This window comes from Silicimonas algicola (assembly GCF_003148765.1).
Taxonomy (GTDB): domain Bacteria; phylum Pseudomonadota; class Alphaproteobacteria; order Rhodobacterales; family Rhodobacteraceae; genus Silicimonas; species Silicimonas algicola.
This window is the reverse complement of the sequence record NZ_QGGV01000012.1, coordinates 16,054-31,593: the sequence shown is the minus strand read 5'-3', so window position 1 is coordinate 31,593 and position 15,540 is coordinate 16,054. Positions and strand designations below refer to the sequence as shown.

Genomic DNA, 15,540 nt, shown 5'->3' with positions numbered 1-15,540 from the left:
CTACTTGCCCCACCGGAGCGCGATGAGGTCCAGATCGCGCGCGAGCTGGATCAAACGCTCCCTGGTGCGCGCACTCATCGGCTTGAGAGGATGGCGGACGTAATCGGACCCGATCACGCCGCCCTCCATCATCACTGTCTTCGTCGCCCGCAACCCGCACTGGCGGTTTTCGTGATTGATGAGCGGAAGGCACAGCTTCCACCGGTCCAGCGCCGCCTCGCCGTTCCCTGCCAGGAAATCCGTGACGATCGGCCGGATCATCTCGGGCTGAAGCGCCGAGGTCATCGTCCCCGTGCAGCCCGCGTCGAGGTCGGCCAGCAGCGTCACCGCCTCCTCGCCGTCGAATGGCCCGACGATATGGTCGCCGCCCGCCTCGATCAGCGCCGCCAGCTTGTCGGCGGCAAAGGGTGTCTCGATCTTGAAGTAGCTCACGTTCTCGATCTCGCGCGCCATCCGCACCAGCGTCGGCACGGGTAGCGAGACGCCCGAAAGCGGCGCGTCCTGCACCATGATCGGGATCGTGATCGCGTCCGACACGGCGCGGAAATGCTCGAGGATGCCCGCCTCGGCCGGCACCAGCCCCACGCCGTGATAGGGCGGCATCATCATCACCATCGCCGCACCCTGCGCCTCGGCGGCCTTTGCGCGGCCCACTACGATGTCGGTCGAGAAGTGGCTGACCGTCACGATCACCGGCACCCGGCCATCCACACGCTCGAGGCTGACGCGCATCAGCGTGGCGCGCTCCTCGTCCGACAGAAGGAACTGCTCGGAGTAGTTGGCAAGGATGCAGATGGCGTCGACGCCCTGATCCACCATGCAGTCGAGCACACGGCGCATCCCGTCCTCGTCGATCCGTCCGTCTGCGTGAAAAGGCGTCGGCGCAACCGGCAGTATGCCCTTGAGCGGCTCTTTCAACATGCTTGCTTCCCTACCAGTGAAATGGTGCGACGATCTTGCGGCGGCCAAGCGTCATCGCGTCCCAGACATGCCGCGCCGGACTGAGGTCGACGTCAGAGCGCCCATCCTCCACCAGTCGGGCCATCTGCGCATAAAGCCTGGGATACTCTCCGTGAAGCCCGTCACCGGCGCTCTGGACCGATCCGTCGATGCGCATCTCTGCTCCGCCCCGGTCAAGCGTCATGGTCCCGCCATCGGTCACCGCCTCGATCCGCCAGACATCGTCTCCGGAGTGGTCCCAGTCCATAGTCGCCGTCACCTCGGCTCCCTGCGGATGATGAAAAGCCAGTGTCGCCGCAATGGGGGTCTGGCGGTTTTCAGGCATTTCCAGCGTCGCCCGCGTCACATGGATGGGATCGGGCAGGATCGCCGTGACGATGGAGAGCGCGTTGATGCCAGGATCGAAAACACCCATTCCTCCCGGCTCGAAGACCCAGTCCTGGCCAGGGTGCCATTTCCGCACGTCTTCCTTCCAGGTCACGGTGAACCGCTTCAGCCGCCGACCCTTCAGCCACGCCGCCGCCGGCGCCACGAAGGCGGCCTCGCGCGAATGCCATGTAGCGTAGAGAACGACGCCCGCCTCGCGCGCCAGGTTTTCCAACGCATGAACCTCCGACAGCGTGGCGCCCGGCGGCTTTTCCAGCATCACGTTCCGCCCGGCTTTCAGCGCCGCTTCGGCATAGGCGAAGCGCGGCACCGGCGGCATGCACAGCGAGACGGTCCCGACCTCGGGATGGGCCGCCAGCATCTCGTCCATGTCCGTGAAGTTGGGAACGCCCTCGACACGCCCGTGCCGCGACACGGCGGCCGCCAGTTCCCAGTCCGGCGACGACGCCAGCGTCGGGATATGCTGGTCGGTCGCGATCTTTCCGATCCCGGCCAAGGCGATCTTGCGTCGGGTCATGCCGTGCGTCCCTTGTCCAGAGCGGCGCGCACGTCGCCGATCGAATCCTCCAGAAGAGCCGCCATGATCCGCCGTGCCGTCTCGCCCTTCCCGTCGCGAATGGCGCGCGCCACCTCGCCGTGCTGTCCGATCCGCGTCTTCACCAGGACGACGCCCGCATTCGACCAGCTGACCTCGAAAGCGCTCAGCATCGCCGCCTTGATGAGCCCGCTGAACGACAGGATGAAGCGGTTCTGCGTCGCGGTCAGGATCGAGACGTGGAACTCGTAGTCGGCCTCGACCAGCGCCGACCCCCGCGACTCGGTCATCCGCTCGAAGGCGGCGTCGATCCGCGTCAGGTCGTCGTCGGTGCGGATGCGCGCGGCAAGGTCGGCAGCAGCGGGCTCGATCATCTTCCGAAGCGCGTAGAGGTCGGCGAAAAGCTCGCCCACCGGCGAGGTCTGAAGGTGCCAGGCCAGAACGTCCTGATCCAGCATGTTCCAGTCCGCGCGAGGCCTCACCGAGGTGCCGACCTTGGGACGCGCGGCGACAAGACCCTTGGCGGCCAGTTTGGAATAGGCTTCCCGCAGCGCGGTGCGGGACACCGCGTACCGCTCGCGCATCTCGACTTCGGAGGGAAGGAGCGTCTCGCCCAGGCGACCCGACACGATGTCCCGCCCGATCAGGTTGGCCAGGTTCGACGCGCCGGATACGGTGACGAGCGGCGCCTGCCAACCCGCACCGGGCACGCTCGCGGCGCGGCCGCCATCGGATGCCCCGCGTTCGACCAAGTCCCTCCATCCTCCCGTGGTTTTCCGCAGAGACTGTATAAAGTAATATTAATTGGCAAGGTCAAATCGGCGGCGGCTACTCCGCAGCGGGCCTCAGGCTGGACATCAGGTGGTGGAATTTCTCGCCCTGCACGGCGACATGGGCCCGGATCGCCGACGCCGCGGCGCTTCCGTCGCCCGCCTCCAGCGCCGCGACGACCTGCTCGTGTTCGGTCATCGACTGCGACAGGCGCCCGCGCACACGCAACTGGAGGCGGCGGAAGGGCTTCAGACGGCGATGAAGGCGCAGACATTCCTGCTCGAGAAAGGCATTCCCCGACTGCCTGTACAGCATGCGGTGAAAGACCTCATTCATCTCGTAATAGTCGTCGGACTGCCCCTGCCCTACCGCGTCCAGACACCGGACGTTGAGCGCCTTCAACTCCTCCAGCGCCTGCTCGGTGATCCGGCTTGCCGCAAGCCGCGCGCAGACCGCCTCGAGTTCGGCCATGACCTCGAACATCTCGATCAGTTCGACCGGCCCCGGCTGTCGCACGAAGACGCCGCGGCGGGGCACCTGCTCGACCAGCCCGGATTGCGTCAGACGGTGCAGCGCCTCGCGGATCGGGGTGCGCGACACCTGGAAGCGGTCGGCAAGCTGGACCTCGTCCAGACGCGCCCCGTCCGTGAATGAGCCTTCGAGGATCAGGCCCTCCAGTTCGTCGGCGATGATGTCGGACCGTTTGCGCTCCATGCGCGGGACCATAGCCGCCCTCAACTTCCCGAACAAGAACGGCGTTCTTGTATACAGGAATGTTGACTCGAAATACATGCTATGCCACGCAGGACCCGACCCGGCGCCAGTCCGGGGAGTCCAGGGAGGACCTTCGATGAAACTGACTCTAGCAGCATCCGTGCTGACCCTCGCCGTTGCAGCAAGCGCCGCCTCGGCGGTCGAACTTCGCCTGTCGCACCAGTTCGCCACCGGCGACGTGCGCCACCAGATCGCCCAGATGATCGCCGACGACGTCGCCGCCGCGGGCGTCGACCTCGAGATCCAGATTTTCCCGAACCAGTCGCTGTTCAAGGCGCGCGAGCAATACACGCCGCTGTCGCGCGGACAGCTCGACATGACCGTCCTGCCGCTGTCCTACGCGGGCGGCCAGCAGCCCGCCTACAACCTCACCCTGATGCCGGGGCTCGTGAAGAACCTCGACCACGGCGACCGGCTGTCGCATTCGCCCTTCATGGACAAGCTGTCCGAGATCATGGCCCAGGACGACGTCATGGTCCTGGTCCACGGCTATCTCGCGGGCGGCTTTGGTTCGAACAAGGGCTGCATCACCAAGCCCGAAGACGTCCAGGGCATAAGCATCCGCGCCGCAGGCAAGTCGTTCGAGGAAATGCTGGCCGGCGCCGGCGCTTCGATCTCGTCGATGGCCTCGTCCGAGATCTATCCCGCGCTCCAGACCGGCGTTCTGGACGCGACGAACACCTCATCGGAAAGCTTCGTGTCTTTCCGCCTCTACGAGCAGCTCAAGTGCTATACGCCCGCGGGCGACACGGCGCTTTGGTTCATGTACCAGCCGCTCCTCATCAACAAGTCGACCTTCGAGGGACTGACCCCGGAACAGCAGACAGCGCTGACCGAGGCGTCGGCCAAGGCCGAGGCCTTCTATCTTGAGGAAGGCAAGAAGGGCGACGAGATCGCGCGCCAGACCTTCGCGGACGCGGGCGTCGAGATCGCCGAGATGACGTCCGAGGACTTCGACGCCTGGCTCGCGCTGGCCAAGGAGACCGCCTTCCCGATCTTCGTACAGGAGACGCCGGGCGGGCAGGAGCTTCTCGACATGGCGCTCTCCGTCGAGTGACCTGAAATCGAGGGCCGCGGCATCCGTCGCGGCCTTCCCCGGCCCCCCTTGCGCGAGAGCCCCATGTCCGACCCCGCACCCGTCGACACGCCCTTGCCCGTGAGGGCGATGAACGCCGTCTCTACCGTCTGCGGCGTAATCGCGGCGCTGATGATCCTGTCCTCCGTGCTGATCACCTGCCAGATGATCTTCGTCCGCCTGATCCTCAACCGCTCGACGATCTGGCAGACCGAGGCGGTGATCTACCTGATGATCGGCGCGACGCTGATCGGCCTGCCCTATGTGCAGAAGCTGCGCGGCCACGTCGGCGTCGACCTTCTGCCAAGCCTTCTTCCGCCCGGTCCCCGGCGAGTGCTCGCGCTTTTTGTCCTTGTCCTGACGATCGCCATGGCGGGCGCCATGGTCTGGTACGGCTTCGACACCTTCCATCTGGCCTGGTCGAGGAACTGGAAATCCGAGACGGTCTGGGCCTTCCCTCTCTGGATTCCCTATGGCGCCGTCCCCTTGGGCTTTGCGCTCTATTTCCTTCAGCTGTCCATGGATCTGTGGATGACGGTCTCGGGCCGAGACAATCCGCTCGCCGCGTCGATGGCGCATGAGGCGGAACTCGAAGAGAGGGTCGGCTGATGGAACCGCTCACGCTCGCCGGTCTCGTCGGCCTCTCCACCGTCATCATGCTCTTCTCGGGCATTTCCGTGGCGGCGGGACTTCTCGTCGTCGCGACGGGCTTCCTCCTGATCTTTGACGGCGCACGCTCGCTGATATCTCTGCCCGACCTCTTCTTCGCCGAACTGAACAGCTTTGCGCTCCTCTCGATCCCGATGTTCATCATCATGGGCGCCGCCATCGCCTCGACGCGGGCCGGCGCCGACCTCTATGAGGCGCTGGAGCGCTGGCTGACCCGCGTACCGGGCGGCCTCGTCATCTCGAACCTCGGCGCCTGCGCGCTCTTCGCCGCCATGTCGGGCTCGTCGCCCGCCACCTGTGCGGCCATCGGCAAGATGGGCATCCCCGAGATGCGCAAGCGTGGCTACCCCGACGGCGTCGCCGCGGGCTCGATCGCGGCCGGTGGCACCCTCGGCATCCTGATCCCGCCCTCCGTGACAATGATCGTCTACGGCATCGCGACCGAAGTCTCGATCGGCCGCCTGTTCCTCGCGGGCGTCTTTCCCGGCATCATGCTGGTCGTCCTGTTCATGGCCTGGTCGATCTGGTCAACCTGGCGGTCCGGCAATGCCCAGGTCCTGAGCGCCAGCAGCTATACTTGGCGCGAGAAGGTCGAGATCCTGCCGCGCGTCCTGCCCTTTCTCGCGATCATCCTGGGCGTGCTCTACGCCATGTACGGCGGCATCGCGACGCCCTCCGAGACGGCAGCCGTTGGCGCACTTCTCTGCATCGTCATCGCCATGGTCATCTATCGCCTGTGGTCGCCGTCGGCCCTCTGGGTCGTCCTGCGGGACTCGACCCGCGAGTCGGTGATGATCCTCTTCATCATCGCGGCGGCGGGCGTGTTCAGCTACATGCTGTCCTCGCTCTTCATCACCCAGGCCATCGCCGAATGGATCGGCACGCTGGACGTCAACAGGTGGGTCCTGATGGGGGCGGTGAACGTCTTCCTTCTGATCGCCGGCTTCTTCCTGCCGCCGGTCGCCGTGATCCTGATGGCTGCGCCGATCCTCCTGCCGATCATCACCGCGGCGGGCTTCGACCCGATCTGGTTCGCGGTCATCCTGACCATCAACATGGAGATTGGGCTGATCTCTCCGCCCGTCGGCCTCAACCTCTACGTCATCAACGGCATCGCGCCCGACATCTCGCTGAAGACGATCCTGCTCGGTTCGCTGCCCTACGTCCTCTGCATGGTGCTTGGCATCGTCATCCTCTGCATCTTCCCCGGCATCGCCACCTGGCTGCCCGAGGCGGTGATGGGACCAGCGCGATGAGCCTCTTCGCCGATCTCCTCACGACCGTCTTCGAGCGCCGGATGCCCCTGCCGGGCAAACTTCGCCGCGACACCCGCCCGATCGAGAAGATCGCCGCCGACCTCGTCGGAACGGCGGGCGAGGAATCCGGCATCACCACCGCGCGGCAACTCTTCGAGCGCTACGCCGCGAAGGACGACGAGGGTAAAACCGCCTTCTTCCGCCACCTCGCCACCGCTATGTCGGTCGATGCACTTCGCCTGCGCGCGGCCCTTGCGGCCTACGAGGAGGGCCAGACGAAAGACAGCTACCGCGCCCTCATGGAGGCCGCCGAACCCGCCCGCCAAGAACTGATCCGCCGCCTGAACCGCGTGCCGGGCGCCACGGGCCAACTCGTGTCGATGCGGAAGGATCTTCTGCGGCTCGGCCGTGGAGATCCCGACCTCGAGGCGCTCGACCTCGATTTCCGACATCTCTTCGCGTCGTGGTTCAACCGTGGTTTCCTCGTCCTGCGCCCCATCAACTGGGAAAGCCCGGCGCACATCCTCGAGAAGATCATCGCCTACGAGGCCGTCCACGCAATCGACGACTGGGACGACCTGCGCCGCCGCCTGCAACCTCGGGACCGCCGCTGCTTCGCCTTCTTCCACCCCGCGATGCCCGACGAACCGCTGATCTTCGTCGAGGTCGCGCTGACCCGGGGCATCCCCGGCTCGGTCCAGACCCTTCTGGCCGAGGACCGCGCACACCTGACGGCAGAAGAGGCGGACACCGCCGTCTTCTACTCGATCTCCAATTGCCAGGCGGGACTTGCCGGCGTCTCCTTCGGTAACTCGCTTATCAAACAGGTCGCCGCCGATCTGTCGGTCGCGCTGCCCGGACTCAAGACCTTCGTCACCCTCTCGCCCATCCCCGGCCTTTCCCGCTGGCTCGAGGACGAAGGCCTCTCGCTCGAGGGCGCCACGCCAAAACGGCGCCGGGAACTCGCGGCGCGCTACCTGCTCACCGCCAAGGACCGCCACGGCGCGCCGCGCGATCCCGTCGCCCGCTTCCACCTCGGCAACGGCGCCATCGTCCACGCCGTTCATGCCGACGCCGACACTTCGGCCAAGGGCATGGCGCAGTCGGGCGGCATGATGGTCAACTACCTCTACGACCTCGACCGGGTGGCGCAGAACCACGAGCGCTTCGCCGCGAGCTACGCCATCGCCTCGACCGGAGAAATCCGTGCGCTGGCCAACGCCGCCGAGACCGCCACCGCCTGAAGGAGCCCGTCGCATGGCCAATCCGCTCTACGACCGCCTCTTCGGACGGCACGCCGGACAGGACACGCCCTTCCTCCATCTTCCGGACGGCAGCACCCTGACCCACGCCGAGTTTCTGGGGATTGCGGCGCGCTTCGCACATGTCCTCTCGGACGCCGGCCTTTCTCCGGGCGACCGCCTTGCCGCTCAGGTGCAGAAATCGCCCGAGGCGCTGGCCCTCTACGCCGCCTGCGTCCAGGCAGGCATCGTCTTCCTGCCGCTCAACACGGCCTATACGGTCGATGAGCTGACCTATTTCATCGAGAACAGCGGCGCCGCACTCGTGATCTGCGACGGGGCCAGCGAAACATCCCTTGCACCCGTCGCAAGCTCCTTGGGCGCACGCCTGATGACGCTGGATGCGGACGGGACCGGCAGCCTGCCGGAGCGCGCCGCCCGGATGCGCACAGCCTTCGACACCGTGGACTGCGCGCCGGACGACCTCGCCGCCTTCCTCTACACCTCCGGCACCACGGGCCGGTCGAAAGGCGCGATGCTGACCCAGAAGAATCTTCTGTCCAACGCCGAGACGCTGGCGGAGCACTGGCGCTTCACACCCGACGACGTCCTTCTCCACGCGTTGCCGATCTTCCATACTCACGGCCTGTTCGTCGCGACGAACGTCACGTTGGCAGGGGGCGGCTCGATGATCTTCCTGCCGAAGTTCGATCAGGACGCGGTCATCGCCGCCCTGCCCGGGGCGACCGTGATGATGGGCGTGCCGACGTTCTACACCCGCCTTCTCGACGATCCGCGGTTCACGAAGGAACTCGTGTCCCACATGCGGCTCTTCGTCTCCGGCTCGGCCCCCCTTCTGTCCGAGACTCACGTCCGGTTCGAGGACCGCACCGGCCACCGCATCCTCGAACGCTACGGCATGACCGAGACCAACATGAACACCTCGAACCCCTACGAGGGCGAGCGCCGCGCCGGGACGGTCGGCAAGCCGCTGCCGGGGGTGGAGCTGAAGATCACCGACCCCGACACAGGCCGCGAGGTGCAGCAGGGCGAGGTCGGCCAGATCGAAGTGCGCGGCCCCAACGTGTTCAAGGGCTACTGGCAGATGCCCGACAAGACCGCCGCCGAACTGCGAGCCGACGGCTTCTTCATCACCGGCGATCTCGGCGTCGTCGATGAAGACGGCTATGTCACCATCGTCGGACGGAACAAGGATCTCATCATCTCGGGCGGCTACAATATCTATCCCAAAGAGATCGAACTGATCCTCGACGACCAGCCCGGCGTCATGGAAAGCGCTGTCATCGGCGTGCCCCACCCGGACTTCGGCGAAACCGTCGTCGGCGTCCTAGTCCCCGAGCCGGGGCAGTCCCCCGACCTCGACGCGATCCAGGCGGCGGCGGGCAGGTCGCTCGCCCGCTTCAAGCATCCGCGAAAGCTCATCGTCCTCGACGAGCTCCCGCGCAACACCATGGGGAAGGTGCAGAAGAACCAGCTGCGCGAGGCCTACAAGGACCTCTTCGTGACAGCCTGACGGTACGAGGGGCCAGCCCCTCGCGCTCCCCGGAGTAGTTCTCGACAGAAGAAGATCAGCCCTCGGCCAGGACCTCGCAGAACGCCGGCCCGAACCGCTCGGCCAGCCGGTCGCCCAGCACGCGCTCGACCTGGTCCGCCGCGTCGGGCCCCAGCGCGGCGACACGCGCCAGAAGCGAGGCCGAGCAGCTCATCGGCTTGCCCGTCCCGTCCTCGCCCCGCGACAGACGCGCCTGCACCGACAGCAGCCGATCATAGACCTCGCCCGCCGCGCGACCTGCCAGCTTGCGCCGCACCGGATGCGCAGGCGCCGCCGCCTCGCCCGTGATTACCTCGAGGAAAGTCCGGCCGTAGCGTTCCAGCTTCTTCGCACCGACGCCCCCGATCCGCGCCATCTCGTCCAGCGACTTCGGCCGCGTTTCGGCCATCTCGATCAGCGTCCGGTCCGGGAAGATGACATAGGCCGGAACCTTCTGCGCCTCGGCCAGCGCGCGCCGCTTGGCTTTCAGCGCCGACAGAAGTGGCGCATCCTCATCCGCCACCAGGGCCTTCACCGCTGGCCGCCGCGCCACCGTTGTCATGGTGTCGCGGCGGAGCAGGATCGCCTGTTCGCCCTTGAGGATCGGCCGTGCGGCCTGCGTCATCCGCAACCCGCCATGCCGCTCGGGATCAGGGCGCACCAGGTCGTGCCCCATCATCTGGCGGAAGATCGCGCCCCACTGGCGCCGGTCGATATCGCGGCCAACGCCGAAGGTCGGAAGCCGGTCGTGCCCGCGCTGCATCACCTTTTCGGTCGCGGAACCCACGAGGATGTCGGTCAGGTGCCCCACCCCGAAGCTCTCGCCCGTCCTCAGCACCGCCGACAGTGCCTTCATCACCGCCTCGGTCCCGTCGAAGGTCTCGGGCGGCGCATCGCACAGATCGCAGGCACCGCACGGCTCCGCCGCATCACCGAAATACGCCAGAAGCCGTACCCGACGACAGCCCTGCGCCTCGGCCAGGCCCAAAAGAGCGTTCAGCCGCCCGTGGTCCGCCATCCGCCGCTCGGGCGGCGCCAGCCCCTCGTCGATCTGCATCCGGCGGAATCGGATGTCGTCGGCGCCGTAAAGGGTCAGCGTTTCAGCCGGCGCGCCGTCACGCCCCGCGCGCCCGATCTCCTGGTAGTAGGACTCGATCGACTTCGGCAGGTCGGCATGCGCGACCCACCGTATGTCCGGCTTGTCGATCCCCATGCCGAAGGCCACCGTCGCCACCACCACCAGCCCGTCGTCGGTCTGGAACCGCCGCTCGACCTCGCGCCGCGCGTCGGGCTCCATCCCGCCGTGATAGGCCAGCGCGTCGCCCCCCGTGTCGCTCAAGGCCTTCGCCAAGGTCTCGGTCTTGGCGCGTGTCCCGCAATAGACGATGCCCGACTGACCCGGCCGCGCCGCTGCAAAGTCGAGGATCTGTTTGCGCGGGCTCTCCTTCGCCGCGAAGGCGAGATGGATGTTCGGCCGGTCGAAGCCACCTAGGAAGAGCCGGGGCGCACGCCCGTCGAACAGACGCTCGACGATCTCGTCCCGCGTCTCGGCGTCCGCCGTCGCGGTGAACGCGGCGAGCGGCACGTCCAGCGCGCGGCGGAGCGCGTTGATCCGCAGATAGTCGGGCCGGAAGTCATGCCCCCACTGGCTGACGCAATGCGCCTCGTCGACGGCGATCATCGTCACGCGCGCCTCGGCCAGCATTCGGCCCGTGCCACCCGAGGCCAGCCGCTCCGGCGCCATGTAGAGAAGCTTGAGCGCCCCCCGGTGGAGCGCGTCGAACACCTCGGCCGTCTCTTCCTCGGTGTTGCCGCTGGTCAGCGCGCCCGCGGCGACGCCCGCCTCGCGCAGGGCCCGAACCTGGTCGCGCATCAGCGCGATGAGGGGAGAGATGACGACGGTCAGTCCGGGCCGGATCAGCGCGGGCAACTGGAAGCACAGAGACTTGCCGCCACCCGTCGGCAGGATCGCCAGAACGTCCTCACCCGCCGTTACCGCAGCGACGATGTCGCCCTGCATCGGACGAAAGCCGTCGAAGCCGAAAACCTGCGACAGAAGAGCGAGGGCCGAGACCTGCGCGCCGTCCATGATGCCTCGATTTTTTTTGATCTGCTCGTTGGCTATACCCTGCCATCTGAACGGCCCGTGAACAAGGCCGGCCGGGCGTCATCTTGCCCCAAATACGCAAAAGGCCGCTGCGGTCGCAGCGGCCATCCGGTTCGTCATCAGCGACGCGTCACATCATGCTGCGCATCAGGTCCGGCAGAAGAATGTCCCGCAGGATGATGATGATCAGGAACAGCACCAGCGGCGCCAGGTCCAGCGCACCGGTATTCGGCAGCATCCGCCGGATCGGACGGTAGATCGGCTCGAGAAGTCGGTTCAGCCCGTCCCAGATCGACGCCACGAGAGGCTGGCGCAGGTTCAGCACCTGGAAGTTGATGAGCCAGCTCATGATGACATGCACCAGAAGCACCATGAAGGCGACGTCCAGGAGAAGGGCGAGGATCTTGTAGAGCGTGAACATGTGCGACCCGTGTCTGAGGCCCTCCTGACCTAAGGGGCCGCGCCGTGCCGCGCAAGTCCGTCCGTGCCGCAGCGTCCCGCTTGACCCCGCAAGGCGCCGGACGGACACCCGGGACCATGTATCCCGTCATCCGCCTCGCCTCGGAAATGGCCCGCGCCCGCAACCTCCTGTCTCCGCCGGCCGGCGAGACCCACGTCAGCCGGATGCGCGTCTGGCCCTGGGACATCGACGTCTTCATGGACCTGAACAACGGTCGCCTGCTGACGCTCTTCGACATCGGGCGGTTCGGCCTCTTCACCCGGATGGGAATCCTGAAGCAGTTGAAGGCCAACGGCTGGTACGGCACCGTCGCGGGCACCTGCATCCGCTACCGCCGCCGCATCACCGTCTTCCAGCATCTCGAACTGCGCACCCGTCTCGCTGGCTGGGATGACCGCTTCATCTACTTCGAGCAGGCCTTCTGGCGCGACGGCGAATGCTGCGCCCACGCCGCCATCCGCACCGCCATCACCGGCGGCAAGGGGATCGTGCCGCCCTCCGAGATGATAGCGACCCTCGGCCATAATCCGGCCTCGCCCGCCCTGCCCGACTGGATCGAGGCCTGGTCGGAGGCCGAAACCCTCCGTCCCTGGCCGCCCGCCTTCTGAGGCGAAAGCCGTTGCCTCATGTCCGGTACGCCGTCTAACTGGCGCGCAAAAGGGACAGGGACCGGGATGGCGGAGCCGACACTCAAGCAGCGCGTCTGGGGCTGGTACTTCTTCGACTGGGCGACGCAGCCCTATCACACCGTCCTTCTGACCTTCGTCTTCGGACCATTCTTCGCCACCGTCGCCGCGACGCACTTCATGGCCACGGGCCTCGAGGAACAGGCGGCCGACGCCCGCGCACAGTCGCTCTGGTCGCTCTGCCTGACGGTGACCGGGCTGATCGTGGGCTTCGGCGGTCCCGTCATGGGAGCCCTCGCCGACACCGCCGGGCGGCGGATGCCCTGGATCGTCGTTTTCTCGGCCCTTTATGTCACGGGGGCCTCGGCCCTCTGGGTCACGATGCCCGACGGCTCGAACCTCTCCTTCGCGCTCATTGCCTTCGGGATCGGCTTCATCGGGGCCGAATTTGCGCTGATCTTCACCAACGCCCAGCTTCCCGGTCTGGGGACGCGCGCCGAGATCGGCCGCATCTCCGGCTCCGGCTTCGCCTTCGGTTACCTGGGCGGCCTTGTGTCGCTGATCCTCGTCCTGGCGCTCTTCGTCGAGCAGCCCTCGGGCAAGACGCTTGTCGGCCTGTCGCCGCTCTTCGGTCTCGACCCCGACATGCGCGAGGGCACCCGCTTCGCGGGACCCTTCGCCGCGATCTGGTTCGTCATCTTCATGGTGCCCTACTTCCTGTGGGTGCGCGAAACCCGCAGCGTCCGCCGCCCCCACTCCGTCTCCGCCGCCCTCATCCACCTTGCAGCCTCGGTCCGCGCGCTGAAGGACCGCCCCAGCCTCGCCTCCTACCTCGGCGGCTCGATGCTCTACCGCGACGCGCTGAACGGCCTTTACGGCTTCGGAGGCACCTATGCCGCCCTCGTCCTGAACTGGGACGTCATCCGCATCGGCGTCTTCGGCATTGTCAGCGTCATCGCCGCCGCCGCCTTCTCATGGCTGGGCGGCCACCTCGACCGCCGCCACGGTCCGAAACCCGTCATCACAACCGCCGTCCTCGGCCTCACCATAGTCAGCGCCGTGGTCGCCTCGATGACCCGCGAGAGCTTTTTCGGCATCCCCCTCGCCGAAGGCTCCAGCCTCCCGGACACCGTTTTCCTTTTCTGCGGCGTCCTCATCGGCGGCCTGGGAGGCGTCCTCCAGGCGGCGAGCCGGTCGATGATGGTGCGCCACACCGACGCCGGGTCCGAAACCTCGGGCTTCGGGCTCTACGGGCTGGCGGGCCGGGCAACCTCGTTCCTCGCGCCTGCGCTGATCGGTCTCGTCACCATCGCAACCGGCGACGCGAGGCTTGGCGTCCTGCCGCTGATACTGCTCTTTCTTTCGGGCCTCGGTCTGCTACGCTGGACACGACCTGAAGGAGACCGAGCAGAACAATGGTCCGACACGTCCTTGCCGCCCTCGCCCTGATCCTGTCGCTTGCCCCTGCGGCCCACGCACAGCCACTGGCGAAAGAACTCTTCGGCGCCGAACGCGGTCCCGCCGCCGGTCGCGCCGCGGCGTTTGGAAGCTACGCCAAGGGCTGCATCGCCGGCGCCGCCCAACTGCCCGAAAGCGGTCCGACCTGGCAGGCCATGCGCCTCTCGCGCAACCGCAACTGGGGTCATCCCGAAACGCTCGCCTTCATCCAGCGCCTGTCGGCCTTCGCGGCGAAACAGCCCGGCTGGCAGGGCCTCTACATCGGCGACATGTCCCAGCCCAAGGGCGGCCCGATGCTGACTGGCCACCGCAGCCACCAGGTCGGTCTCGACATCGACATCTGGATGAACCCGCCCAAGACCCTCCGCCTCTCCGCGCGCGAGCGCGAGAACATCTCGGCCACCTCGATGCAGCGGGCCGGCGGCGCCTACGTCAACAACCTCTGGACACCGCAGCATCACGCCCTCATCCGGCAGGCCGCAAAGGACCCCGCCGTCGCCCGCATCTTCGTCTTCCCCGGCGCGAAGGTGCAGATGTGCCGCGACGAGAAAGGCGACCGAAGCTGGCTCAGGAAGGTCCGGCCCTGGTGGGGACACCACTATCACTTCCACGTCCGGCTCGCCTGCCCCCGCGGCGCGCGCGGCTGCGAGAACCAGGCCCCGCCGCCCGCCGGCGACGGATGTGCCGATGCGCAGGACTGGGTGAACAACATCCTCAACCCGCCGCCGCCCGATCCGAACGCCAGGCCCTCGCCCCCGGCGCGGGAATACGTCCTGTCCGACCTGCCCGCGCAATGCTCCAGCGTCCTGTCGCGCTGATCCTCGCGACCTGTCTCGCTTCCGGACCTGCGCGGGCCGAAGAACTGGATCCCATCGGCCGGTTCGACTGGGACAGCCAGTTGATCGTCGGGCTCTCCGGGATCGAGATGGATGACGACGGGATGGGCTTCACCGCGGTCAGCGACCAGGGCTGGTGGCTGCAGGGCGCATTGACCCGCGACGGCGAGGTCATCACCGGGGTCGAGATCGAACGGCTCGAACCCATCCTCGGCTCGAACGGCCTGCCCGCGGCCGCCCGCCGCGTGGGCGACTGGTCCGACGCCGAGGGCCTCGCCATCGGACCCGACGGCCGGGCCTGGGTGTCGTTCGAACGATGGGCCCACGTCTGGTGGTACGATGCGCCGTTTTCGAAAGCCAACCACATTCCCGACCACGAGACCTTCAAGGACTACGCCGACAACTGGCAACTCGAGGCCATCGCCATATCCCCCGAAGGCACGGTTTACGCCTTTCCCGAACGCCCGCTGGCCGAGGGCTTTCCGATCTACCGCCTCGCCCCCGGCAACCTCTGGGAAATCGACGGCTACCTCCCCGAAAGCGAGGTCTTCGGCATCGTCGGCGCCGACTTCGATGCGGACGGCACGCTCTACCTTCTCGAACGGAAACTGGTCGTGGGCCTCTGGTGGCAGAACCGCGTGCGCCGCGTGCGGCTCGACACCGGCGCCGACACTGTCATCTGGACCGGAGAGCGCGGCGAATACGGTAATCTCGAAGGCCTCTCGGTCTGGAGCGACGACACCGGCCGCCGCCTTACCCTGATCTCGGACAACAACGGCAGCTCCGCCACGCCCACCGAATTCGTCGAGTTCCGCTTGACCGACTAGGGCGCG

The 15,540-nt window shown here is 67.0% G+C and carries 15 protein-coding genes; 9 read left to right on the top strand and 6 right to left on the bottom strand.

What is annotated here, in order from left to right; translation table 11 throughout:
* From C8D95_RS19260 to C8D95_RS19245, 4 genes are all read right to left on the bottom strand, one after another.
* Positions 1 to 918: a dihydrodipicolinate synthase family protein gene (locus C8D95_RS19260; protein ID WP_109760939.1), complete on the bottom strand. Its 918-nt coding sequence runs from the start codon at positions 916 to 918 to the stop codon at positions 1 to 3.
* A gap of 13 nt (positions 919 to 931) precedes the next feature.
* A complete protein-coding gene (locus C8D95_RS19255) occupies positions 932 to 1,864 on the bottom strand; it encodes a Gfo/Idh/MocA family protein (RefSeq protein ID WP_109760835.1) in 933 nt (310 codons plus the stop codon).
* Positions 1,861 to 2,634: a FadR/GntR family transcriptional regulator gene (locus tag C8D95_RS19250; protein WP_109760834.1), complete on the bottom strand. Its 774-nt coding sequence runs from the start codon at positions 2,632 to 2,634 to the stop codon at positions 1,861 to 1,863. The genes C8D95_RS19255 and C8D95_RS19250 overlap by 4 nt, the downstream gene beginning before the upstream one ends.
* Positions 2,635 to 2,710: 76 nt before the next feature.
* Positions 2,711 to 3,367: a GntR family transcriptional regulator gene (locus C8D95_RS19245; RefSeq protein WP_109760938.1), complete on the bottom strand. Its 657-nt coding sequence runs from the start codon at positions 3,365 to 3,367 to the stop codon at positions 2,711 to 2,713.
* 136 nt (positions 3,368 to 3,503) lie between these two features.
* Between C8D95_RS19245 and dctP the strand changes: the two genes are divergently transcribed.
* The 5 genes from dctP to C8D95_RS19220 all read left to right on the top strand — a co-directional run bounded on the left by dctP (position 3,504) and on the right by C8D95_RS19220 (position 9,202).
* On the top strand, positions 3,504 to 4,484 hold the full coding sequence (gene dctP, locus C8D95_RS19240; protein ID WP_109760833.1) for a TRAP transporter substrate-binding protein DctP: 981 nt from the start codon (positions 3,504 to 3,506) through the stop codon (positions 4,482 to 4,484).
* A gap of 63 nt (positions 4,485 to 4,547) precedes the next feature.
* On the top strand, positions 4,548 to 5,111 hold the full coding sequence (locus C8D95_RS19235; RefSeq protein WP_109760832.1) for a TRAP transporter small permease: 564 nt from the start codon (positions 4,548 to 4,550) through the stop codon (positions 5,109 to 5,111).
* Positions 5,111 to 6,427, top strand: coding sequence for a TRAP transporter large permease (locus tag C8D95_RS19230; RefSeq protein WP_109760831.1), 1,317 nt, complete (start codon positions 5,111 to 5,113; stop codon positions 6,425 to 6,427). Before C8D95_RS19235 ends, C8D95_RS19230 begins: the two co-directional genes overlap by 1 nt.
* The gene (locus C8D95_RS19225; protein WP_109760830.1) at positions 6,424 to 7,671 is read left to right on the top strand and encodes a malonyl-CoA decarboxylase domain-containing protein; all 1,248 of its coding nucleotides are present in this window, start codon (positions 6,424 to 6,426) and stop codon (positions 7,669 to 7,671) included. The genes C8D95_RS19230 and C8D95_RS19225 overlap by 4 nt, the downstream gene beginning before the upstream one ends.
* Before the next feature lie 13 nt (positions 7,672 to 7,684).
* Positions 7,685 to 9,202: a malonate--CoA ligase gene (locus C8D95_RS19220; protein ID WP_109760829.1), complete on the top strand. Its 1,518-nt coding sequence runs from the start codon at positions 7,685 to 7,687 to the stop codon at positions 9,200 to 9,202.
* Positions 9,203 to 9,257: 55 nt separating this feature from the next.
* On the opposite strand, the gene recQ is transcribed toward C8D95_RS19220, so the two are convergent.
* Together recQ and C8D95_RS19210 are read right to left on the bottom strand one after the other, a co-directional pair.
* Entirely contained in the window at positions 9,258 to 11,309 is a 2,052-nt protein-coding gene (recQ, locus tag C8D95_RS19215; protein WP_109760828.1) for a DNA helicase RecQ, read from the bottom strand.
* Positions 11,310 to 11,457: 148 nt separating this feature from the next.
* Positions 11,458 to 11,748, bottom strand: coding sequence for a YggT family protein (locus C8D95_RS19210; RefSeq protein WP_109760827.1), 291 nt, complete (start codon positions 11,746 to 11,748; stop codon positions 11,458 to 11,460).
* Between the two features lie 116 nt (positions 11,749 to 11,864).
* Here C8D95_RS19210 and C8D95_RS19205 point away from each other — a divergent pair, with 116 nt between their 5' ends.
* The 4 genes from C8D95_RS19205 (at position 11,865) to C8D95_RS19190 (ending at position 15,534) form a co-directional block, all read left to right on the top strand.
* A complete protein-coding gene (locus tag C8D95_RS19205) occupies positions 11,865 to 12,395 on the top strand; it encodes an acyl-CoA thioesterase (RefSeq protein ID WP_109760826.1) in 531 nt (176 codons plus the stop codon).
* Positions 12,396 to 12,461: 66 nt separating this feature from the next.
* Positions 12,462 to 13,862, top strand: a complete 1,401-nt coding sequence (locus tag C8D95_RS19200; protein WP_109760825.1) for an MFS transporter — start codon at positions 12,462 to 12,464, stop codon at positions 13,860 to 13,862.
* Entirely contained in the window at positions 13,829 to 14,689 is an 861-nt protein-coding gene (mepA, locus tag C8D95_RS19195) for a penicillin-insensitive murein endopeptidase (protein WP_109760824.1), read from the top strand. Before C8D95_RS19200 ends, mepA begins: the two co-directional genes overlap by 34 nt.
* Positions 14,665 to 15,534, top strand: coding sequence for an esterase-like activity of phytase family protein (locus C8D95_RS19190; protein ID WP_109760823.1), 870 nt, complete (start codon positions 14,665 to 14,667; stop codon positions 15,532 to 15,534). The genes mepA and C8D95_RS19190 overlap by 25 nt, the downstream gene beginning before the upstream one ends.
* The last annotated feature ends 6 nt before the right edge of the window (positions 15,535 to 15,540 follow it).